Below are 23,894 nucleotides of genomic sequence, written 5' to 3' on the forward strand. Positions count from 1 at the left end.
CATGGCTAATATAATTTACGGAACCATCCAGGGTGACAAGCAAGGGCTGATCTCTGCGGGATGCTCAACTCCAGATTCAATAGGCAATAAGTATCAAAAAGGACATGAAGATCAGATCTTCATTCTCGAATTGCTCAATCTTATGACCCGTGAGAGCAATGTACAACTCCATCCGTTGCAAATCAGAAAACCCATTGATAAAGCTACTCCACTCCTAGCCTTGGCAATGAACCAGAATGAACGTTTAACTTGTGAGTTTGTGTTTTACAGAATGAATGCATCTGGTGGGCTGGAAATTTTCTTTAAAATAAAACTAACTGGAGCGACGTTAACTGAAATCAGAATGTTTAGCCCTAACTCATTAACGCATAATGAGGTTCAATCTGATGAAAGTATTTCCATCAAATATGAATCTATCACTTGGGAACATGTTATGGCGGGAACAAGTGCTTATAGCATCTGGGATGATAGGGTGTATTAATCATGGGAACTACTGCAATAGCTCACTTGAAGTACGATTTAGATAGGCATGCTACTGACCTAAGACGTATTGCTACATTAGCCTCTGCTTACTTTATGCCTGATTACCAGACAAGAAGAGAGTATCTCAGACAAGTTGAGGAGTTTATAAACAACATCAATCGTAAATTTAAAAATACATTTGATATAAATGAACGCATGAGACTAATATATGAAATGCGTGCTGAAAGTGAATTAGCAAGTCAAGAATATCAGATTTTAAGACAAGGTAATTATACAAAATATCTTATTACCGATATATATGAAGATCAGGGAGTGGTTAAGTATGCCAAAATAGGCTGGGGAGTTGTCACTGGTTCAGGTCAAGCTGTGGGTGGTGCATTGATGGCCAACCTTGGCCGTAAACTTCATTCAAGAAAATTGAAAGGTTATGGTGCTATATTATTTGCTTATGGGCTAAACAATGCATATGAGTCTATATCTCCTCTTATTTATGAACATGAGCATAAGGACTCTGGTTTACTCAGAGATGCTTATAGAAAAGGAGCTAAATTAGCTGGCTTGGACCAAAAATATGGTGGCTTAGCTTATAGCACTGTTGATTTCGCTATAACTGCTTATGCTGGGTATCGTGGCTTAGTTTTAAAGAACAATGCTAATAGACTCGCGACAAGTGGATTGTTTGAAAAACCCGGTACTGGCATGCTATTCAATAATCTTAAACCTGATTATGGGACTAAGTGGGATACTAAAGGTGTTCCAATGAGAATTTTCATGGTAGGTACATCCATCGTTAAAGCTAAGATTCTTTTTGTCAACGGTACATATGAACTAAATGATGAATGAAAAAATTCATTTATCAATGTATTCTACTTTTGGAGGTGAAACTCGATATAAAAACATACGGAATCGAAGTCTAACCAATTTTGCTGTTAACAAGAGACTTAGCTTCATTCCTCTGCTATTAATCCAGATATAAAATAAAACAAAAATAATGAACAATACAAAATAGAAGATAGCCTGCTTTACATCATCACTAAAGAAGTAAGCTCCAAACATCATCACAAAAAAAACAGAGGAAAGAAATATCATATTTCCACCGCATAGCTCAGCAACTAGCAGAATGTAGTTTTTTAATGATTCATCATCTGTCGTTTTTACTCCTTTTCCATAGGTTTCATTCTTTTTATCTCTATACTGATTCTTTAATTTTAGTAGCTCTTGGTAAGTGAATCCATTTTTCAAAATTAATTCATTGATTTTCATAGCATTACTGTTATCTTATTGCAGCTGATATTTCTCTTATTCTAACTTAATCGATTACTATAGAACAAGCAAAACCTAAAGATTCAATTATTTTTTAAAACAAGCATTCATCATAATAGTCGTTTATGCACAATAACCACATAGTGTCAGTATAAAAACCTGTACCATACTGTAACTTTCGCTAACTGCGATACAGGTCGAACAATTCAGCAATAAGTACTGAGTGGAGCTTTACCTTTCACTCTAACAAACAAGTAAAAAAACCGCCTAAACCAGACGTATTCTGTACGTATTTTTCTTATTCTTAAAATAAAAGACTACTGACTTAGCATACCTTGGGATGTTAGTAAGGAAACATGAGAGTAATAACAAGAGCACCCAAAAAATAGAAAAAGCCAGCACTACCTTAAGTGATTTTTGTAAAAAAAGTGTAATAAAAAATGCAAAAAAAATGCCTCCAAAAATTATTATCGCCCTTAACATTCTTTTACCTACATCACTAACACCTAAAGTTAACTCTATTCCGAAAAGTTTAGAGTTTTTCCGCATCTCCTTTATCTCTTTCCTCGTAAAACCAGACTCCAAAAGGAGTCTGCAGTCACTTTTTATCTTTTTCATTAGTAAACTCTATCATCCCAAATACTGTAACCACTGGTTCCAGAAGTATGATGCTGCCAAGAAATACTCTCGTACTTTAGAGATATGCTTTCTTGCGGTTGCGATTCATTATGCGTTGAAGAATTAGGGTAGAAAATGTTAACATCTATAATTGTTACATTAGTCATGTTTGATGGTGTAAAACAACTCTCGACCACCATTTTGGTTGGTTCGATATATATCTATAATTGCATCCAAACGCTCATTGTTAGATATTTCGATACCAATTAAAGGTGAAGACTTATCGATTGGCTTAACGATAACGAACGGATGATGGCTAACATGCTGCTCTCTACTCATAGAATGATTGAGTTGATGAAGGTAAATTTGATCTGTATGCCCCGCTTGGTATAAATTTCCGATGGAGTCCTTCGTGGAACACCCCGCAGAAATCAGCCCTTGCTTTGCACCTTTCAAAGTTAGAAAAATGTCATTAGCCATATCAAAATCCTTTTTTATAAATTCACTACGCAAACATCATATAATATTCAAGTTTATATACAAAAAAATGATTTTTAACACCACCATCATAAACAATCAAGTGTAAAGACAATGACACGACCATTAAAAATCACCAATACATCACCAAAATCAATGTAAAGAAACCATTTACCCATATCTTATGAATGTAATTCATCCAATGTTACTGACGCTGATTAAAACTGTAGGCTCACCCTATTATTTTACAGAGGCGGTTTTAACCGCAACCATACCAAGGATTGGTAAAACAGACTCATGGCCCTTACAAAACAAAGCTCTCCATCTGCATGATAACCCCCTACCCGTCTGGATCTAAACCCCGTTTTCCCGCATTATCTGTGCTATCACCGTGCGGTATAAGTTAGTGATCTACTCTATGTGCCGCTCAGTACCGATTTTGACGATTAAAAGGTAGCTTTTACGCCATGACAGACAAACCGCAGCACACCTCGCTGACCATGTTCGGCATCAACATTCCCTGTGCGTTACACTAACTTTAATCATGAAGATAGAAGTCCTCCTCTCCCATCATCTAACCACACAGTCATCTCGCATCTTGCCCCGATAGCACCAAGTAACGAGCTTCAGTTCTACATTTGTCTCTAATACAAGCTTTACGATCCCGTAATCTCCACAACTAAAACCTTACTCACTGATTTTGTTGTAATAAATACAAACAAACCACAATAATCGATAGATTCAATCGTATCGATCTATTTTATTGATCAATTTAATTCCAGTTGCTATCATTGATTTTCAAACTTATCAATAAAAATCAACCAAGTAAGGTGAAAATCATGGCTTATGCTTCATATACAGTTACATGCCCTCACTGCCACTCCACCACATCAGTTAACACAGGAATCAAGAATGGAGGAACCGGCGTTGGTTCATGCCGTGCTTGTGGCAAAAGAGTACGAGTAGAAGTTGACTCGAAGGGCAATATCATTCGTGTTTTGAAGTAATTACTGTTAAAAAGTTCATGGAAGGAAATCAACATGCAAGAATTAACATTAGTTTTCTTAGTTATTGCTATCGTACTAATCATTTTTCTATTCAAAAAAAGAAAGGAACTACATTTAGGTAAACCACAGCTCTTTTTATACTCACTGATAGGTTTAGTTATATGCATACGTTCTCTATATGCATTCACAGACATAACATCTCCCGGTGTTGATTTCCTTACTGGGGTACTAATTATTGTATCTGCAATACTATCCTTATTAGTGGGAGTGTTTTTTTTCATATGGGCATTAATGATCTACCCGACAGTTAAAGCTAAGTTGCCATCAATCGTAAATCATAAACTATTAAATAATTACACTACCCCTGTCATTCTAATAATTATCATGGCAATTTCTAACTCTACGCAGTCACTTGCTGATAATAAACAATCAAAAACTCTTGGGTTCAGTACTGAAAATGATTTCAAAGATGCAAAAAGAAATAACATTTATAGCCCAGAAGAGTATTCGAGTTACTTAGCCGACAAGAAAGCAATAGAAGAAAAAAAAGAAGAAGATAAAATTGAAAAAGAAAGAGTTGAATCAAATAAAAAAGCACAAAAGGATGCAGAGTGTAACGCAGATGCTTATTGCTACTCCATGAAAAACAAAGGTGGTGATTATATCTGCAAGAAAGCAGTAGAAAAATCAGCAAAGTATGATTTCCAATGGACTGATGGTGTTACAGAACCTAAATTCTCATCCTATAACTGGTATGACAAAGGCGGGAAATTGGTGACACTATACGGACATAGAGCAAAAGCACAAAATGGTTTTGGTGCGTATAAAAATGTAACATATTCATGTACATTTAACGCTGACACTGGTGATGTAATAAATGTGAGCATTCAATAAAGATAATTGTATTAAAATTTAACTCAATAGATTGGTAACGCCATCATTTAATTGAATACTTATAGCAATAGAAATTAATTATAGAAGGTAATAGTAATGATAAAGTCAGTAATAGCAACAGTAATACTCACAGCATTAATTTTTTCAGGTGGTGTTATGTCAAGTACATTAAAGCAGTTTGTAATCGAGTATAGTGTCTCAGGGAAAATTGGGAAAAACGCCGAAATAGTCTTTGCCAGCAATATTAATGAGGGTTATACAAAATTAAAAAATAAAAAGAAGAGTAATGGTGAAAGCATTGTAATTCATTCTGCAAGGGAAATTAAAAATTAATATTATTCAAGGAGAAATCATGAAAAAGAATTTGATTATTGTTGCTTGTAGCTTCATCTTATCTTCGGGTGCATTAGCATCTGATGACATTAAAACCTACTCATATTGCTCAGGATTGTACCAAGGCATTTATGAATATCAGCCAAATTCAAACATTGGTAAAGAAGCAAGACCAGCAGTAAAATACTTCCAACGGAAGATCAACGATACGGGAAGTTTAGATAAAGATAGCTTTGAATCAGGAAAATCTGTTGGACTAAAACTATGGAGTACTAAAAACGGATATAAAAATAGGCCCAAGATGTTCGATACATGCTTTGATAGCTATAGTTCCTACATTCAAACTTTGAGTACAGATGAACTAATGAAACTTGAAGAGTAGACATTATTAAGCCAGCACCAGGGAAATGTAGTCATAAAATTAATAATGCAGTATACTTTAATGCAGAGAACTTTTTTCAGTCTCTGCATTTTTTGATCTTTTCAACCATCGAGATATCGAACGGATTCAGTAAAAATATTGCAATACAATCAATGTGTTACCATATCATCAAAGTATACAATCTGAAATTACTAGTTTGGTTCAGTACTTAATTTCTTGGATACCTTGGCAATTGTGGCCCTCGAGCATCCAATAAGATCTTGAATCTTATTCCAACTTTTCCCATCAGTGAGCAATTCTTCAACCTTCCGATGCAACTCCTGATCGACAGGACGACCCTTATAGCTATTGTTGGCTTTCGCCTTCTCAATTCCCTGTTTCTGGCGTCGGCGGCGATCTTCATAATCTTTGCGAGCTATAGCTGCAAGCATATCTAACATCATACTGTTTAAAGCTTCGAACATACGTTGGGTAAACTCATCCGTACTATGCAACAGCTGGTGGCTTGTTGGTAAATCGAGAGAGACGAGCCTAACTCCCTTGCTTTCAATAATCCGCCTTAAACTTTTCCAATCCTCATTGGTCAATCTTGATACACGGTCGATCTGCTCACACAGTAGAACATCGCCTCGTTCTGCTATATCAAGTAAACGGAAAAGCTCAGGACGTTGCAAACTAGCACCAGATTCATTCTCGATGAAGAACTTCGAGATTCGGAAGTTGTTCGACTGTGCAAACTCTTCAAGCTCAAATTGGGCTCTTGTTGCATCTTGTTCCTGAGTAGAAGCACGGAGGTAAGCATACACACGCATATTGAATCACCATACGGTCTGTTTTATATGGTTCATTATATAAAGTCTGTTTTAAGTTGTAAAGAGTATTTAATGAACCAAAATGGTTAGTGATTCTACTGGTCCCTTTTGGGTATACTCAAAAAGACAAAAAATTCATAAAAGTAGAGTCCATTGTTAAAGGATTTGACACCTACTAGAACACAGAAGGAAGATAAAATGGAACCATCTATTCCTATTGGTTTTTTGGTAAACCCAGTTATAACTTGGCTTTCCAAGTTTTTCTTCTATGAAACATATTTAATATCGAACGAGTACTACTTAAAACAACGTAGTTTTTTACAAGATTGGGAGAACTTGACTCCAGAGATTGAAGTGAGTGTGCATCAAGCGTCCATTTTTGACAACGATTCACCGCCTTTCTCAAAAGTCGCTATAAGAACCTCTGATAAAAACCATGTGATAAAATGCGTTGAAATAATTGTAGAAGCAAAAGCCCTCAGCAATACATATCAGAATGAAACATACCAGAATAAGATATCCGCTTACAATATTACAAATACACCAACTATATTAGTGACACCATCTATCCCTATAAGAGAACTTCATCATACTAAAGAAAGAGGCTATTACTTCTCATACCACGACTTCTCAATTTGCTTGCTGAATACAACATCTAAGACAGTTATTATAAAAAATGAAAAACAATATAGTGTTAACTATAAATATAGTTTTTATAATGATGATCTTTTGAATAGCCGTTTTGTTAAAAGGTGGGGTATGTATTGGAATATGGATGAAATAGACTTTACTATAAAAAGGCTCAAAGACTTTTTGTATTATCACCTTGTTCAAATTCACCACTTTTATCCCAAAGGGTATAAGATCCCCTTCAAATCAAGACTGAGATATTATTTCATATCTACCGTAGGTAAAAGTATCTATTTCATTATAAGTAAAAAATGGTTTTTAAATTTATTTTTTTGGACACCTATAATATTAAAATTTAAAAAATTCAAAGCAATAGATTGAACTCTTATAGTCAATCTGAATTTGGAGCATTGAAAATGTCAAACTCAGAATCATCAAGCACGGGAGTTAGACTCTGAATTTTTTCTTGTAAAACTATTTTATCTTCCGTCATTATGGAAATTAGGTCTTTCAATTTTGGTCCTGATAACCCCATATTTTCTACGAAAGAGAAATTCCAGAGTTTTACCACTTTCTGTCCCTCACCTTTCTTACATGTCTCATTAATTAGTTCACATAGCTTATCATCACTTTTGAAAATACCACTGACTACATCATCAGTTAACTCATCAATGTAAGGGATAATTAACCTCTGAAACCAAATATTAAAATAATATGTATTTGGAAGTTTAGAAAGTTTGCTGTGCATTAGTCTGATAGCTTTAATTCTAAAATCTGGCTCCGAAAGATGCAAAATGTAGCTCAATAACCCTATTGCTGATTGATATACTGATGCGTTAAGCACAATAAGATTAACTATAATTCCACACATTGCATCATAAGAGTTGAATTTCTGATCAGCACCATTCTTCTTAATATACTCTATTATATCATTTAAATATCTATTAATAGACTTAGGATGATTCATTTTGATAGATAACGTATACACAAAGAAAATCATTTTCTGCACAGAAATATCTGTTCTTATTGGATTGTAAATAGTATCAATTTTATCTGACTTTACTGATGAGATTATGATATCATCTGAAATAGAAGTTTTTGCTGCATTTAGTGACATACCATAAGATTGCAGTATCTCAGATAGAGATTTCAAAATAATCTGACAAACAACTTCATTATTAGAAAAAATTCTATAATCATCTCTATATCTTAATATTTTATAATCGTCGATACCAAGCTCATTCAATCTATCTGCAAGTTTAAGGTCAACATCCCCAAGTACTAGTTCAGCAAATAGATTACAGATTTCGGAACCTGTAAGAATTCCGTTTGTTTGACCTTCATTCATTCGTTGTATCAAAGTATCTAAATCACCACCAACTTTATTCTTCTTTCCTTTTTTAGCATCCTCTTTAGAACCAAAAACCCATTCTAATGAATGGCTATAAATTGAGTCATAGCAATTAGATATATCAGTTTTTGCAATATAATCATATTCCATAGACAAAGCTATAGAACCATTTTCAAAGCAGCTCCACCAATTTCTTATGATTTGTGCAGTTCCATTTTGCTTAGGATCACTTTTAATAAATGGTAAGTTTAAAGTGGTTATCTTTTCGTTGGCAAGATAGGATCTTAACTTCTCTTGTATAAAAGGCCACATCTCATCACTGGTTATCTCGATCACACAGTAAACATAGTAATAAGGGTTAATTAATGTAATTTTACGCCATGAAAACCCAGAGTTCTTATTGCATATGATAGCATGGTTCATGTTGGCGGCTTTTGCATCAACTGACTTAACACGCTTTCCGTATAATGGATGTTTTTTATCAGATATAATATTATATACCTCATTTAAAACTTTCTCAAAAGAGATATATGGAGGCAATGGTAAGTTGCAATAAGCTTCATCACTTAGAAAAAATGCCACAGCCTCTTCCCTACTTACCTCTGATATTAATTTCATTTCGCCTCTTGCTTTTATTTAAAAAAGAAAAAATACATTGGGTTTTCTTGTCGTACGCATGCTCACCTAATTATAACATCATCATGATATCTAACTCAATTATTGACTTCGCCACTGATGTGGCGATCAACCGTCGTATGTTGAAGACGTAATACCTGAACAATCAGCCACTATGCTCGAACCCACTGAACCGAGAAGGATGGCTTTAATACAATCACACAAATACTGCCCTGATAGAGCTCATATGATCGTTCGAGTTCGACTGCTTGTTTGGCGGTGATAAATTTTTCATGCTGGAAATCATGATCCTCAACTTGGATAAATTCAGGCATCTTCAATGGCCATTGGTATAGACATTTTTGATCTATCAGCAGAATAAAAAGAGTACAAATCATAAAATTAGCACTCTTTCACAAATTATTGAAAATCATTTTGTTCCAAAACTCTATTCATAGGATGAATTTTACTGTTAGTTTTCAACCCTAAATAGAGGAAATTAAAACATTTTTTCGGTAATGACTGATATCGAGAGACTAAATTCATCTTGTTAATTTTATCAACTGATAACATATAACATTTTCGAAAATCTCTACTTTTAATTAATGGGTGACTTAGATAACTATAAATTACTTGGCATTCATCTTCATTACTCAATAGTTTCAATATTCGTATTTTATCTGTGTTACCAATTTTTGTCGTTGTCTCGAAGTACGCATCCCCATTAATTTCTCTTCCATAAATAACTTCAATGGCTTCTAGTTTAGGCATTAATGATTTTAGTACACTAGTGATTTTTTGTATTGCATCATCCGTATATAAGACACAACAAATCTTTATCTTACTCATTTTCAATAATTTATCTTTGATAGCACCTTTACTTGCTGGTTCAAAATAACAATTATTCTCACCGGTCTCTGTTAAATAAAACTCCATTGCTTTACATACTTGACTACCACTAATAATAACATCAGCAATAATGCATATATCCTCAGACCTGTTGGTATCTATATTATTAGGATACAATCTCTCCAGTTTTCTGCTCAATTCATTGTTTGTATGAAAACACCTGATCGTTCCATTATAATCCTCAACCTTTTTAAGTATCATTGCATTATCTTTATTATTGATACTATTAAGTACAACATTACAAAAGCCATTTATTTCATCTAAGGTCATATATTGATGAGATGCTATGATTAAAACAAAAATATCGCGAAATCTTTCAGGAAAAGTAGATAGCCATCGAATTAAAAGTTCATAAGCTGCTCTATATGTAATTGCATTGTGAGCCTCAATAACACTTACAGCATCCTCAAATCTATCAAGTTTGGTTATATCAACTTTATTAATTTGATATGGTATATAAGTCATAGTAACTAACGTTGTTAATTTTTTTCGCTTGCTATCTATATAATCAAAGGCTTTAGATAGGGAACTTGGTAACGCAATAAGATATAGAATTCCCTGACTCTTACTTTGATACTTATGTGAGGCCGTATTGATATGATGTGAATTAGAATGTGACAGGCTATCGATTGAGCCACTAATTACATTGATTATTTTAACATCTGAATAGTTGAATTTATCTCCGTTACCTAACTCAGCCAACTGTCTAATTTGATTTAGCTTAATTTGACATTTTTCAAATGAACCAGTGTTTAAATTAGAGGCAGCCTCTTCCCTTGATATTACTTTCCTTAAAGCGTTTAAATAATCAACTATTCCGTCCTCTATATTTAATATTAAAAATGGGTTCGCCTCTGATTTCGTGATGATAATAGAGTCAATGATTGTTTTTATGAGATTCTCTGGGCTAGAATCGCTAATATATTGATCACTATTAACAGAAAACACATGTAGATCACATTCAGTATTATTATTTGGAAAATAGAAGTCTGCAAACTTATCAAAGCAATCAATTACATTATACTTCTCTTCAAGACAACAATATAATGCTGAAGCCACAGATAAATCAATTAATATTGATGAGTTTGAATCATCAATTTCATGGAATTCTTTAAATTGACGAGAAAGATATTTGAGAAATATACCAACATCGATATCAGCAGGTAGTCTAGATATATATTTTTCGTAAATTTCAACAGATTGCTGATTTGTTGCTTCAGCATACTTACCGAACATCAACTCAATAAATCTATCTTTTGAGTAATTTATTACGTTTACTGATTTATTTCTTTCTTCGCAAATGAAATATAGTGGAGCGTATAGTTCCACTGTAAATGGTTCTAAAGAATCCACTTTCAAAAGACGACTGTTTGAGAATATATTTGGATATCCATTTGCATTACATCTAGATAACTCATTAGTTAGGAACTCTACAAATTTCTCTAGATTCATATTAGAAACAATATTTTTTAAACTATCCAGCTCTCTAATATTATAAGTTTCAATAAGTTCGCTATAATCATCTTCGCATGAATTACTTACCGTTTCCCCTGTAAAAAATTCATGAGGTTTTCTTATAAGAACTTGGTTATCTCTCCTTAACATAATTGTATTATTATAAATGATGTTGTTATCAAACCATTCTCTAGTACTTGGAAGGAACTCCGTATGTTCTCTATCAATTATCCATTCATAAAATTTCGACTTACACTTTATTTTATTGAGCAACGCATCGATATTGTCAATTTCGAATTCTGGTAGTTTGTCTGATAAAAGAACTAATAGTAATGTGTGATATGTCTTAAAAACTGATTTATTATCAAGAGTCCCTCTAAATATATCGCCATCAATAATGGCAGATAGTAACAAATACAATTTCTTTGTATCCATATCTAAGCATGTTATTTTATGCAACCAATTATAATCTATTTTTTCATTAATATGAAAGTTGAAATTATTAAATAGGCAAGCACAGTATTTCCACATACTCACGAGCAACTCATGGGATGAGTTTGTTTTAGATAAAGAAAATAATGACACAAGGTAATGATATTTAACCGTATACGTTAATGTTTCTGTTATTAACTCGTCTTTTTTTGTAAATTCATTTTTATTCATATGCAATGATAGGTATGAATAAAATATTGAAGAAAGCCTTGTTAACTCTACCTTGCTTATGCGGTTGCTATGGGTAATTGCATACATTATATTTATAAACTTGTATTTATCATGCATGCTATTGAGTTCGGTGTTGATATAATCAAGTAGCCTCTCAGTTGTTTCTATATTCAACTTTGAAGGAAAAACACTTATAATCTCTATTATGGTATTAGCATTCAATTTTTCGTAATCAACCTCTAACCCCATTAACAAATTCATATGGAGTAAATGCTCTTCAACCATTTTAGTTGCCGTAAGTTTGCCAATGATATTATTCATAAGCTCTATAAACTTGTTATGGCTACTTTTCCCCTCCTCTATAAAGTTGATAATTGTGGAGGTCAATACTTCAGACTGAAGTGAGTTAAAATATTTTGTATCTATCAAAAAATGCCAAAGACTTTCGTTTTCCAAAATATGGGTGAATAGATTTCTGTATAAACTTCCTCTACCAACTCCACTTTCAAGAATGCCTGGTATTTCATTATTTTTAAACGGTTCAACCTCTTGCACACCTTTAAGATGTGAGAAAATGAAAGAATAATCTTCTTGTTTAGAATCGGATAGTATTAAATTAATGAATTCATCAATAGCATAGCTTTTTTCTTCATCTGTAGCAGTTGGGTACTTACTTGAAATCCTATCAACCGAATACTTCGATTGTGATCGGTATTTATCATAATCAGGAGAAAAGTCCTTCACTTTTTTTATTAGTGTCTTTGAACGTTTTAGTTCTAGCCCAAGATAGCTAACTTCTTGAGTTAAGTATTCAAGTTGAACTTTTGCTTCATTTTCATTTTTGCATACAATGAATATATCATCGACATAACGCTGATAAAGTACAATTGAGTCATTATTTAATAGTTTATCAAACTTGTTATCTATATCAGCAAGGTATAACTCAGCAAAAAACCTTGCATATGCAGGCCCTTGAGGCAGTCCTTTATCTGAAGCAACAGTTTGCTTAGCGATATTTAAACAAATAGAAATTAATTTCTTATAATTGGCAAGAGATTTATTATCTAAAGTAGATAGCTTTGACTTTACATTGTCTAATGGAGAACTTTCCAATAATATTCTTTTCAACTTATCATGATCTATTTTATCATAAAAAGACGTAATGTCAGTTTTTATTATATAATACTCACTATACTCAACATTAGTGATTGCCGTTGATATATTTGATAAAAACTTTATCCATAGGTAGAGCCATGGTTCGAATATATAGCCGTCTTGGAAACCTTTTCTTACCTGGTAACCATGTGTGGAATTGCTATTAGGTAAATCGAAGAAGTGATGTATTTGTTTAAGCACCATGCTTGTAGTTATTCTTTCCATACACTCAAGACTAATTAAATTACGTACCTTTTCGTTTTCCTTTCGCTCATGATTGTAATATTTCACATTTCTTTGGTCAAAATTTTCTATAAACTTGCTTACATGAATTAAATACTCATTGGATTTAATGCTATAAAGTTCATTAAATACTTTACGTGATTGAGCTTCATCATTTTGGATGAGATACTTCATTTCTGCATTTCTTGCTATCTCAACGTCCGTGATACAAAAATCAAAATAACCTTGGTCGTAGCTGATAACATTACTAAATATACAATTCAGCAAACTAATATTATTGAGTTCAGTGCTAAATCTTTCTTTCATAATATCCTCTATTTGCTCTTTACTAGGAAAATAAAAAGAAGATAGTGAATGCATTGCTTTTTGAGTAATATTTGCATCATAATTTTTTTGTTTTTCAAAAATTTTTGTTAAAATTGCTCTTCCAATATTTTTTGAGTTCTCTCCAACAACATTGATGAGTAGACCAACTAATAACTTTCTTTCTTGGTTATTGAGAGTCCCTTTCAATATGCCTTCTTTAAGTTTTTTTAATGGAGGTTCGCTTTCCCAATGCTGTAATAACGATTCCATATTTAAACTGGAGACTACAACTTCTTTAATTCTTTCTTCGTAATAATATGAATTGTTTTGCGATAGAAATACATTAAAGTTTTTTTCTATTAACTCAAGTGTTATTGAGTTATGCATATCCAATATGGTTCTCTGTTTAGATATAAAAACAGGATCTAGTGTTGATATTTTTTTTATTTCATTTAAATCATGCACACTATCAAGAAAAAATGAGTAAGCATTTGATTTTTTGTGCTTAGATAAAGGCAACTTTACACAAAATCCTACACTATTGGTGATCTTACTTGAATGGGGAAACAAATCGATAGCTATTAAATCTGAATTATAGTTAAGCTCAGCATGTTCAAGAATTAATCCGGTTATTTCATATCCCGTTTTAAATGGAACCTCATTTTGAAATGTAATCCAAATATGAATCCCTCTATTCCCTGAGTATTCAATGAGATAAGATATTTCTTTTTTATCTAAAAAATTGCAAAACTTAGTAACCGCAGATTTTAGCTCCAACTCAGCAAGATGTCTGTTATTACCCTCAAGTTGAGACTTGATAATATCAAAATCGTAACAAATCCATTTGATTTTATCATTAATATTTCTCTGATAAACGGCAAGTGAGCCATCATTGTCCAACATATGCTGTATCTTACTGCAATTAACTCTTCCTGCTTTTTTTAGGTATGCTCCATCACTTTGCTGTTCAGCATGATAGTCTTGATCTGTAGAGAATAACCCATTGATTTTTATTGATATTTCTTTAATCATACTCACTTTAAACGATCCTCTACTGAGTTTTGTTTGCCACTTAATAATATAATGACTAAAACTTAAACATCATGCAAGAGCGATTTTACTTTTCTGGGTAATCCTTTCCGTACTCACAAACATAGTTACAAACTCGCTATTAGACATGAATCATACTGAGTATTTGTATAGCAAAAAAACTATGAGTTACTCCATTCTTTCATGTAATATTCTTATTTCTGCTTGTTGATATAACTATTTGATTTTAACTAATCCATCTGACCGTTCTCAGTAATCTCGTAAATCAATTAAGTAGGTTATTATAATTAAAGTAATCACAAGTTCCAATTGAAGATACTCAACACTTCGTGTTTCGTATTTCAATAAAACTGTTAAGTTATAATTTAAATTTCTTCATACGTTTTACTTCGTAAAACTTTTCAGAAATTATAAATTAATTCAGTTATTACTTTTGAAAGGATTTAATATACTTCATAATCTATTGTCGAGGTTTTCTGAGAACATTTCCATCCCCCCTCAGGGGGATAGAAATTAATTTTGTCGATGGTATCTATCGAACATTTTATGTAGTAAATTTTGGACGGATCTATATTGTATAAATCGTTCAAGCGGAAGCGGGTTGCCCTGTTTCTCCCTATCACTGTTCTATTGCAACGGTCGCGGTTTTAATCGCACTTCATGTTTCAGCTACATAAACAACTAAAACATGTGTCTTCAAAATTTGGACGGATCTATATTGTACAAATTTATTCAACTCCCTTTCGCATGGTCAGGTGTGAACCTATATGTCTATCAAGGAATTCATCTGCTAAGAATTCTTTATTGTGCCGCATTGCCGTGGTTCGTGTGACTGCATATAGCTTTTATAACCGCATTGGATTTGGTTTCACCTAAGTTGTATCACGGGTCTCATTTGCACATCGTACTGATTGAACTACTCATCTGCCATCTACTTTTCGATAGGATCAGGATTCAACTATTATACCAAAGATAAATTATCACTTTAATTTATCTTTGGTATATCAATCAGAGTTTTAAAATGTATTAGCTACACCTATAGTATAGCACACAAATTTAGTTCGTTTCAAAAATAGCAAGGATTATTTTATACTTCTGTAGTATTTTATTGCTTATTCAGACTATCTATTTAGTATTTAAACATGAGACGTCATAGATTATTTCATTATTAAACTATACCTGCGAACATTTGCTATAGTATAGCTTACAACATGATTTAGTTCCAAAACTGCCTAACAATATTTACATATGATTATGTTATTTTTAAAACAGACATGTCAACACGGTAACTTTTGGGGCGTTTTATCCCCAGTTAAATTACAATGAGTAGCCCCTTATCCTGATGGCTATAAGCTTCTACAGCCCTCAACTTCCCAATTAATCTCTTGGCTATTGTGCCTAGTCTGTATTGGTTTGAACACTCTTCATTTCACTTGCTACTTTCATCATAAGCTCCCCCCATAACCCCATCACTAATGTATCTATTTCAGTAGGTTCTCTATAATAAACAGGCTCTTTGGTATCAAGATTAATATCACAAAACGAGCTTTTAAGCCATGTAACACCTTCAATGTCCTCCAATGAGGATTGGTTTAGTAACTCACCGGTTTTTTTATTTATTATTAACATATGCAATAGTACATTACTAAAATAAGAGATAGTTATTGCTAAAAGATTACCGTCTGCATTCATGATCCTTATTTTCTCTATCACTTTACAGAGTTCAATCTCTAACGCCCCTCTCTCCTTGATATTTTTAACATCAAATATATCACTACTAATATTAATGTTGCTGATACTAACAGCACCTTCCTTTTCCAACAAAACCTGTCTTAATTGTTGTAACTGTTCTTCTGCAACGGCTTTTTGATCCATCATTTCAAATGTTGGCGTTCTCCCCGAATCCCTTAATCGAGCAAAACCATCAGTAAATGATTTAACATACCTTTCTAAGTCTGCCACCTGTCCTTTTATTGCATCTAACTCAGTGATATCCTGTTTCTTAGCTATCTTTTCAAAATCAACGTTTTTAATATGCGTTAGTATTGCCTTTTCAACTGTATCATAACTCATCATAGTACCTATACAACCTAGTTTTTCTCTTGCAGAAAAGCATTTTAAGTATCTGTACTTTCCCGAAGTCGATAGAACTAAAGCTGCTCCACATAGGCTGCATTTAAGTAGGCTATTAAATACTGTTTTTTTAGAGTCCCCTCTTATTCTTCCCATAAAGTTGTGTTTGTCCAATCTCCTTTGGACTTCTGAAAACTCATGCACAGATACGATAGCTGGATATAGGTTAGGAATCGTTATTTCAGATATGCTTACTTCATCATTATCTAAGTCGCGTTCGATAATGTTAGATATGTAATCTCCCCGACACCTCACATTTCTTAAGATACGACAGATTTTTGCTGTATCCCATTTAAATTCAGAAATAAACTTGCCTTGCTTGTTCAACATCTGTGCAATAGTAAACGAACCTATACCGGTAAGATATAAATCAAATATTTCTCTTACTATCTTATGGTTATCATTGAGCACATATTTTTCATCTGATACAGAAATCCATGCTGGCGTATTTTTAATCATATAATCGCCATCATCTTTTGCTTTCGTTCTACGTCGGTTCCAACCTTTCTTTACCCGGTCGGATTTCAAACAGCTTTCATCATATGCTCGTTGTGCAATCATCGTTGCAAAGGTCAAACTATTAGGGACTTTTCTTGAAATGATCAGTTTTTTATCTACGTCATGCAATTCGACCTTATGTTCATCAAGTACGGACAAATACTTCATGCACAAGAAGGGATTCTGACGTGAAAACCGGTCTAACGATTCAACAATGAGTACTGAGTGGGGCTTTATCTTCCCCTCTACTAAGCGAGTAAAAAACTTGCCTAAACCAGAGGTGTTTTCCATGTGCTGCCCTTTAAATGCGGACTTCCCCCGGTCAACTATGAACTCATAGTTGTCTGGATCTAAGCCTAGTTTTACCGCATTATCTTTCACATAATCCAGTAGCATAGCCTCCTGACGGTCTAAACCATCACCGCTGGCTTGCTTTTCTGTACTGATTCGAAGATATAGGTAGCACTTTCTCATGGTAAATATGGACTCAAAAAGTTTGTTTAAGCTCTATGGTATCAAAAATTGTGACACCATCAAAAAAGCACGCCGCTGGCTGGAAGAACAGGGAGTGCCTTACCAATTCCACGACTATCGCGCAGACGGGCTGAACGAGCAGCTGTTGCGTGATTTTGTCGCGCGCCTGGGCTGGGAACCATTGCTGAACACCCGTGGCACTACCTGGCGTAAACTGGATGAAGCCCAGCGCAATGCCTGCGACAATGCCGATGCCGCCATCGCCCTGATGCTGGAGCAACCGGCCATGATCAAACGCCCCTTGCTGGATGATGGTAAAGGACATGCCCTGCTAGGCTTCAGCAGCGAAAGCTATCAGCAATTTATTACCGAGGTTAACTCATGATCTGCCCTGTTATCGAACTGGCGCAACAGCTTATCAAGCGCCCTTCCCTCAGCCCGCATGACGAAGGCTGTCAGGAGCTGATGATCGCTCGCCTGAAAGCGATCGGCTTTACCGTCGAACCGATGAACTTTGGCGATACGCAAAACTTCTGGGCCTGGCGCGGCCAGGGCAGCACGCTGGCGTTTGCTGGCCACACCGATGTGGTGCCAACCGGCGACGAGAAGAATTGGGATAACCCGCCGTTTGAGCCCGTCATCCGCGACGGCATGCTTTATGGTCGCGGAGCCGCCGATATGAAAGGCTCCCTGGCCGCCATGGTGGTGGCCGCAGAACGCTTCGTTGCAGCCAACCCCAACCATCAGGGCCGCCTGGCGTTTCTGATCACCTCAGACGAAGAGGCCAGCGCCACTCATGGCACCGTGAAGGTGGTGGAAGCCTTGATGGCTCGCAACGAACGCCTTGATTATTGCCTGGTCGGAGAGCCTTCAAGCACCGAGCGGGTCGGAGACGTAGTGAAAAATGGCCGCCGTGGCTCGATCACCGCCAATCTGCGTATCCATGGTGTTCAAGGGCACGTCGCCTATCCACATCTGGCGGATAACCCGGTTCACCGGGCTATGTCTGCGTTAAACGAGCTGGTCACCATTGAGTGGGATCAGGGCAACGAATTCTTCCCGCCAACCAGCATGCAAATTGCCAACGTGCAGGCCGGTACCGGCAGCAATAACGTGATCCCTGGTGAAATGTTCGTGCAGTTCAACTTCCGCTTCAGCACCGAACTGACCGATGCCCTCATCAAGCAGCGGGTGCAGGAACTGTTGGACCGCCATAACTTGAATTACAGCATCGACTGGTGGCTGTCTGGCCAACCTTTCCTAACTTCACGCGGTGCCTTGGTAGATGCCGTGGTGAATGCGGTGGAACACTATGCCGAGCTCACTCCGCAACTGCTGACTACCGGCGGTACCTCTGATGGCCGCTTTATCGCCCAGATGGGAGCACAGGTGGTTGAGTTGGGGCCGGTCAACGCCACTATCCATAAAGTGAATGAATGCGTACATGCGGCCGATCTGCAGTTACTGAGCCGCATGTATCAGCGTATCATGGAGCAACTGGTCGCATGATCAGCGCAGAAATGCTCACCGGACGCTCGACGGAGCACCTCGCCGTGCTGAGCGGCAATCATCGGCTGCAACCCGCTGCGGTGGTGGCCTTTCAGGCCATGCAGCAGGCGGCTAAAGCGGCAGGCTTTGATCTGCAACCGGCCAGCACCTTTCGCGATTTCGACCGGCAACTGGCGATCTGGAATGGCAAGTTCTGCGGAGAGCGGCCAGTATTAGATCGCAATAGCCAGCCGATGGATATCCAGCCATTGTCCGCCGCCGAGCGTTGCGAAGCTATTTTGCGGTGGTCGGCCCTGCCGGGGGCCAGCCGTCATCACTGGGGCAGCGATCTGGATGTTTACGATCCGTCGCTGTTACCGGAAGGTCAAAAGTTACAGTTGGAGCCGTGGGAATATGAAGCTGGTGGTTATTTCCATCCGCTAAATCTTTGGCTGACTGCACATATGGCCGAGTTTGGTTTCTATCGCCCGTTTACCGCCGATCAAGGTGGAGTGGCGATGGAACCCTGGCATTTAAGTTATCGCCCGTTGGCGCAGGAGGCCGAGCATTTACTGACGCCCGAGCTGCTGCTGGCGGCCTGGCGAGATAAGGACGTTGCTGGCGCAACTTGGCTCGCAAGCCATCTGCCCGCGATATTCTCGCGTTTTGTTCGCCCTGAAGGAAAGGTGTAAACATGCATTGGTTAGCTGACTACTGGTGGATAATCCTGGTGATATTGGCAGGCATTATCATTAGCGGGATCAAGGAATTACGCCGCCTGGATCATCGAAAATTCCTGGCTAACAAGCCTGAGTTGCCGCCCCACCGCGATAACAACGCCAAGTGGGACGACGAGGACGACTGGCCGAAAAAGCCATAACTTCAGGGCGCACATCAGCGCCCTGCTGTTTATTTAAAGGCAATCAGATCGCCCCGTTTACCAAACATCGCCTCTTCCCAATAGCGCTGCGGCACGTAGTAATGCAAACGCTCCAGGGCAGCGTTCATCATGCCCGAACTGATTGCATGCCCGACGCCTGGTTCAATATCCAACGTCACATCTGCGCCAACAGCCTGTAGCTGAGCCTCAGCCGCTTGTGCATATTCCACAGCAATAACGCCGTCCGTCTCACCATGGATCAGGTGTACCACGCTGTCACCAAAACCGGCTTGCGGTAACTGGGCAAAACGGCCGCTGAAGGCTACTACCCGCCCGGCCAGTTTGGCTTCGGCTTTTAACCCTTCCAGCGCCATAATCGAACCCTGCGAAAAACCAACCAGCGCAGTGCCCGCGTAGCTCACGCCGCTGTGTTGCTGCCAGTAGCGTACGGTTTCAACAAAGGTCGGCATCACTTCGGCAATACGCTGCGCGCGGTTGTCTTCGGTGATCCCCTGAACCGAGAACCATTGGCGCCCCTCACCGTTACCAAAAGCGAATGGGCCACCAATGCTTACCACCAAGGCCTGTGGGAAATCTTTGGCGAAGTAACTGCCGATCTCCCCCATCGCCACCGGGTTATCCCCCACGCCATGAAACAGCAGTATCAGTTGCTCTGCCGGAGTTGCGGGGCTTTGGACAACGAAATGCGAGTGTTTCATAGGGGACTCCTCAGGTTAGAGACATCCGGGACAGACCCGGTAACTGCCCCTTACTATACGCCGCGGAGAAATCAGGAAAATCGGGTTTTATTGAACAACTCTTTCCATTTATTGCAACGACTGCGCCCACTCCTGCCAGTAACGACAATGTTGCGCATTAAGTTGTTGCAACGCCTGCCCAGCCTCTTGTCGCCAAAGCCGCAGCAAGGCTTTTTGGCCACTCAGGCCATATTGGGCTGTGCACTGGGCCATGGTTTGTTGTTGCTGCAAATGCGCGCGCAATGCCGCACAGGGCAATGGGCTGGTCAACAGCAGACGTTGTAGCGCCCCCAGGCTAGCCTCCAAGGGCCGATGGGCAAAGGCAAAACCGGCCAGCTCGCGCCAATCTTCCTCATTTAATAGCGGATCAGTATCATCGTCGAACTCCAGCAACAGGTCGCTACGTTGCCGCAACCAGCGCCAATCCCGTGCCAGGTGCTTATGCGCCGCATGGCACAGCGCCTCCCCTTGCTCGCTAATGGCCAGCAACGCCATGGCGGTGTAACAGCCGCTGCTGGCCTCCGGTTTGTTGCCAATACGCACCAGGGTGAAGCCACAAGATTGCCAGAACCGCCACAGCAGCTCGGTATAGCCGAAGCTGACTGAAAGAAAATCCAACCCCTGCGAAACGCGATTTTGCTGTTCCACTAACCGGCTGGCGATCCCTTGCTGACGTAACTCCGGCAATACAGCGATACGGGTAATGCGACGGGAACGCAGCGTAGGTGCCCACCATTGGCCGCTATGTGCCGCCAAAGATTGAGCGACCAGATTGCCACGTGGCCTTCTGCGGCCAGCCCAAACCTCGTGGGCCAGTTCAACCGATAACCCGCCCTCGTCCACCAGCCACAGAGCCCCTACCACCTCATCCCCCTGCGATGCCGCACTGAAGTGCATCCCGGGCGCATCCATCAGACGGCGTAAATCCAACGGTGAGGTTCTATAGTGTGCGCTACAGAGCAACGCATAGAAACGCCGTAACCGTTGCGGATCGGCACACAGTTCAGCCTGTTCAATAGCGCCAAAAGTGGGTGACTGCCCGGCCACTGCCCATACCGGTTCCTCGTTGAACAGCAAGGCATGATCGATAATCCGCTCCAGGGCATCGCCCGCTGCCCAACGCATCGGTTGCTGCAAGCTTAGCGGCTGCCACTGCGGCAAGGTGGTGCAGAACTTCAGTAAAAAGCCGCGCCCCGTTCCTTCGTAACCCTGCACCGTGGTTGTCAGTAATACGCGTGGGAAATAGTCCATTAGCTGTTGCAGTAAAGGACCAGGGATTGCTGCGGCCTCATCCACCAGCAGCCAGCCAACACCCTCTGCACCCTGTTCAGAACAATGCTGTAGCAAAGCATCCGGTGCCCAAAACTGGGCCCGTCCGGCGGCCCACTCGCTGGCAACGTCGGTAGCGGCGCGGCTCGGGCCGGTGATCCAACAGGTTAGCGGGCTGCTGGCCATCAACATCCCTGCCACCGTCGATTTCCCCCGGCCACGGGCCGCGGTTAATACCCAGATCCCAGACTCGGCCGCTAATAACCGGGCCAAAGTGGCCTGCTGCTCATCACTCGGATTACCCTGAGGAGCTTGCCAATCTGGCCGTGATGGTAAGGAAGCCAGGCACAACGGTTCACCTTGCCGCCAGATAGACACTTCGCTATCTGCCAGCAACCGTTGTTGCAGATGGTGGATAAAATGAGGCGTGGCGATCGGCTGTGGGCAATCGCTCCAGCGCAGGCTGTCGCTATCAGGCTGCTGCGGCCAACTTTGCCAAGGTGGAACCAGCAACAGTAACCAGCTACCGGCTTGTAATGTCCCGCAGAGCTGGGCCAGCGCTTCAACGTCCAGCCCCGCTAACGCATCAAATACCGCATGCAACCGCTCTTGCCCCAACAGGGTTTTGACCGCGCTACTCGCCAACGCATCGATTCCTGCGGGCGCGTCATTACCGACCCAAGGCCAGTCACCCGGCAGTTGTTCCACCAGTTGCTGCGCCTGATCTCGGCACCATTGCGGTTCGCCGCTGATCACCAACAGCCGCCGAATACCCTGCTGCTGCATGCGTTGTTGCATTTTTTGTAACATGAATATTGAGGCCTGAAAGCAGAGTGCCGGGCTCTAGGCACCGGCACTGAGTAATATCAACGGGAGGCGAAGGTGTTGCAGGTGTTAGGGTCGCCGCTATCGAACCCTTGCTTGAACCAGGTATAACGCTGCTGCGAGGTGCCATGCGTAAAGCTGTCTGGCACCACTCGCCCCTGGCTTTGCTGCTGCAAACGGTCGTCACCAATCGCCTGCGCGGCATTCAGCGCGGCTTGCAGATCGCCCGCTTCCAGCATCTGCTGTTTCTCGGCGTAATGGCCCCAAACGCCAGCAAAGCAGTCGGCCTGAAGCTCCATTTTCACCGACAGGCGGTTAACCTCTGCCTGGCTAGCCCCTTGCTGCATCTGGCGAACCTTGCGCTCAATCCCCAATAGATTCTGCACGTGGTGGCCCACTTCATGCGCAACGACATAGGCCTGGGCAAAATCACCGCCCGCACCCAGCTTGGTTTTCATATCCTGGTAGAACGAGAGATCGATATAGACCGTATCATCTGCCGGGCAATAGAACGGCCCCATTACCGATTGGCCAGTGCCGCAGCCGGTACGCGTCGCGCCCCGGTACATCACCAGTTTCGGATCCTGATAGTTTTTCCCCATCTGCTTGAAGATGCCCTGCCAGTTATCTTCGGTAGACGCCAGCACCACCGAGGTAAACTTGGCCAGTTGATCGTCTTGCGGGCTGATGCTGGCGCTTTGCTGCTGAGACTGTGGCGAAACATCTCCACCATTCAGCAGCGGAGTCAGGTCTACCCCGTAGTAACCGGCAACCAGCACCACTACCAGAATGATCAGGCCACCTTTGCCGCCGATAGGTATCCGGGGGCCGCCACCGCCGCCGCCCAGACCTGAAGACTGCCCACGACGATCCTCGACATTGTCACTTTCACGACGCCCTTGCCAACGCATAAATAAACTCCA

General features: G+C 39.5%; 18 protein-coding genes and 1 pseudogene. 10 read left to right on the forward strand and 9 right to left on the reverse strand.

The genetic code is table 11. The features are described from left to right. Nucleotide 1: 1 nt before the first annotated feature. Nucleotides 2-481, forward strand: a complete 480-nt coding sequence (locus ACMV5I_RS09670; RefSeq protein WP_024484521.1) for an Hcp family type VI secretion system effector — start codon at nucleotides 2-4, stop codon at nucleotides 479-481. Nucleotides 482-483: 2 nt separating this feature from the next. Next, the gene (locus ACMV5I_RS09675; RefSeq protein WP_414824210.1) at nucleotides 484-1,326 is read left to right on the forward strand and encodes a DUF4225 domain-containing protein; all 843 of its coding nucleotides are present in this window, start codon (nucleotides 484-486) and stop codon (nucleotides 1,324-1,326) included. Nucleotides 1,327-1,332: 6 nt separating this feature from the next. Here ACMV5I_RS09675 and ACMV5I_RS09680 read toward each other — a convergent pair whose 3' ends face one another. Together ACMV5I_RS09680 and ACMV5I_RS09685 are read right to left on the reverse strand one after the other, a co-directional pair. Next, nucleotides 1,333-1,746: a hypothetical protein gene (locus tag ACMV5I_RS09680; protein ID WP_202811250.1), complete on the reverse strand. Its 414-nt coding sequence runs from the start codon at nucleotides 1,744-1,746 to the stop codon at nucleotides 1,333-1,335. Nucleotides 1,747-2,363: 617 nt separating this feature from the next. Next, a pseudogene (locus ACMV5I_RS09685) lies at nucleotides 2,364-2,844 on the reverse strand (Hcp family type VI secretion system effector). 1,037 nt (nucleotides 2,845-3,881) lie between these two features. Between ACMV5I_RS09685 and ACMV5I_RS09690 the strand changes: the two are divergent. The 3 genes from ACMV5I_RS09690 (at nucleotide 3,882) to ACMV5I_RS09700 (ending at nucleotide 5,457) form a co-directional block, all read left to right on the forward strand. After that, entirely contained in the window at nucleotides 3,882-4,742 is an 861-nt protein-coding gene (locus tag ACMV5I_RS09690; protein ID WP_414824211.1) for a hypothetical protein, read from the forward strand. A 96-nt stretch (nucleotides 4,743-4,838) separates the two neighbouring features. Beyond that, entirely contained in the window at nucleotides 4,839-5,075 is a 237-nt protein-coding gene (locus ACMV5I_RS09695) for a hypothetical protein (protein ID WP_414824212.1), read from the forward strand. 19 nt (nucleotides 5,076-5,094) lie between these two features. Further along, the gene (locus ACMV5I_RS09700; RefSeq protein ID WP_414824213.1) at nucleotides 5,095-5,457 is read left to right on the forward strand and encodes a hypothetical protein; all 363 of its coding nucleotides are present in this window, start codon (nucleotides 5,095-5,097) and stop codon (nucleotides 5,455-5,457) included. A 191-nt stretch (nucleotides 5,458-5,648) separates the two neighbouring features. On the opposite strand, the gene ACMV5I_RS09705 is transcribed toward ACMV5I_RS09700, so the two are convergent. Further along, entirely contained in the window at nucleotides 5,649-6,269 is a 621-nt protein-coding gene (locus ACMV5I_RS09705) for a recombinase family protein (RefSeq protein ID WP_414824214.1), read from the reverse strand. Nucleotides 6,270-6,467: 198 nt separating this feature from the next. On the opposite strand from ACMV5I_RS09705, the gene ACMV5I_RS09710 reads away from it, so the two are divergent. Next, nucleotides 6,468-7,280 (forward strand): hypothetical protein, encoded by an 813-nt coding sequence (locus tag ACMV5I_RS09710; RefSeq protein ID WP_414824215.1) that lies wholly within the window; start codon nucleotides 6,468-6,470, stop codon nucleotides 7,278-7,280. A 10-nt stretch (nucleotides 7,281-7,290) separates the two neighbouring features. On the opposite strand, the gene ACMV5I_RS09715 is transcribed toward ACMV5I_RS09710, so the two are convergent. The 3 genes from ACMV5I_RS09715 to ACMV5I_RS09725 all read right to left on the reverse strand — a co-directional run bounded on the left by ACMV5I_RS09715 (nucleotide 7,291) and on the right by ACMV5I_RS09725 (nucleotide 17,751). After that, nucleotides 7,291-8,868: an RNA-directed DNA polymerase gene (locus ACMV5I_RS09715; RefSeq protein ID WP_414824216.1), complete on the reverse strand. Its 1,578-nt coding sequence runs from the start codon at nucleotides 8,866-8,868 to the stop codon at nucleotides 7,291-7,293. 417 nt (nucleotides 8,869-9,285) lie between these two features. Further along, nucleotides 9,286-14,628 (reverse strand): RNA-directed DNA polymerase, encoded by a 5,343-nt coding sequence (locus tag ACMV5I_RS09720; protein WP_414824285.1) that lies wholly within the window; start codon nucleotides 14,626-14,628, stop codon nucleotides 9,286-9,288. Between the two features lie 1,416 nt (nucleotides 14,629-16,044). Beyond that, complete coding sequence (locus ACMV5I_RS09725; RefSeq protein ID WP_414824217.1) at nucleotides 16,045-17,751, reverse strand: recombinase family protein; 1,707 nt, start codon at nucleotides 17,749-17,751, stop codon at nucleotides 16,045-16,047. A 7-nt stretch (nucleotides 17,752-17,758) separates the two neighbouring features. Here ACMV5I_RS09725 and ACMV5I_RS09730 point away from each other — a divergent pair, with 7 nt between their 5' ends. Genes ACMV5I_RS09730 through ACMV5I_RS09745 form a run of 4 tightly spaced genes read left to right on the forward strand, consistent with a single transcriptional unit; the run spans nucleotide 17,759 to nucleotide 20,119 of the window. Continuing rightward, nucleotides 17,759-18,136, forward strand: coding sequence for an ArsC family reductase (locus ACMV5I_RS09730; protein WP_414824218.1), 378 nt, complete (start codon nucleotides 17,759-17,761; stop codon nucleotides 18,134-18,136). Further along, nucleotides 18,133-19,260 carry a succinyl-diaminopimelate desuccinylase gene (gene dapE / locus ACMV5I_RS09735; protein WP_024484525.1) on the forward strand — a complete coding sequence of 376 codons (1,128 nt, stop codon included), beginning with the start codon at nucleotides 18,133-18,135 and terminating at the stop codon, nucleotides 19,258-19,260. The genes ACMV5I_RS09730 and dapE overlap by 4 nt, the downstream gene beginning before the upstream one ends. Next, nucleotides 19,257-19,931, forward strand: coding sequence for a M15 family metallopeptidase (locus tag ACMV5I_RS09740; RefSeq protein WP_202671309.1), 675 nt, complete (start codon nucleotides 19,257-19,259; stop codon nucleotides 19,929-19,931). Before dapE ends, ACMV5I_RS09740 begins: the two co-directional genes overlap by 4 nt. 2 nt (nucleotides 19,932-19,933) lie before the next feature. Next, nucleotides 19,934-20,119 carry a YpfN family protein gene (locus ACMV5I_RS09745; protein ID WP_021178743.1) on the forward strand — a complete coding sequence of 62 codons (186 nt, stop codon included), beginning with the start codon at nucleotides 19,934-19,936 and terminating at the stop codon, nucleotides 20,117-20,119. 29 nt (nucleotides 20,120-20,148) lie between these two features. Here ACMV5I_RS09745 and ypfH read toward each other — a convergent pair whose 3' ends face one another. From ypfH to ACMV5I_RS09760, 3 genes are all read right to left on the reverse strand, one after another. After that, on the reverse strand, nucleotides 20,149-20,838 hold the full coding sequence (gene ypfH, locus ACMV5I_RS09750; RefSeq protein ID WP_414824220.1) for an esterase: 690 nt from the start codon (nucleotides 20,836-20,838) through the stop codon (nucleotides 20,149-20,151). Nucleotides 20,839-20,946: 108 nt separating this feature from the next. Beyond that, a complete protein-coding gene (locus ACMV5I_RS09755) occupies nucleotides 20,947-22,956 on the reverse strand; it encodes a tRNA(Met) cytidine acetyltransferase TmcA (RefSeq protein ID WP_414824221.1) in 2,010 nt (669 codons plus the stop codon). 56 nt (nucleotides 22,957-23,012) lie between these two features. Continuing rightward, the gene (locus ACMV5I_RS09760; RefSeq protein WP_046807978.1) at nucleotides 23,013-23,882 is read right to left on the reverse strand and encodes a neutral zinc metallopeptidase; all 870 of its coding nucleotides are present in this window, start codon (nucleotides 23,880-23,882) and stop codon (nucleotides 23,013-23,015) included. Nucleotides 23,883-23,894: the final 12 nt, after the last annotated feature.

Origin of the sequence: Serratia sp. T13T92 (genome assembly GCF_047530105.1) — a bacterium.
GTDB lineage: Bacteria > Pseudomonadota > Gammaproteobacteria > Enterobacterales > Enterobacteriaceae > Chania > Chania fonticola.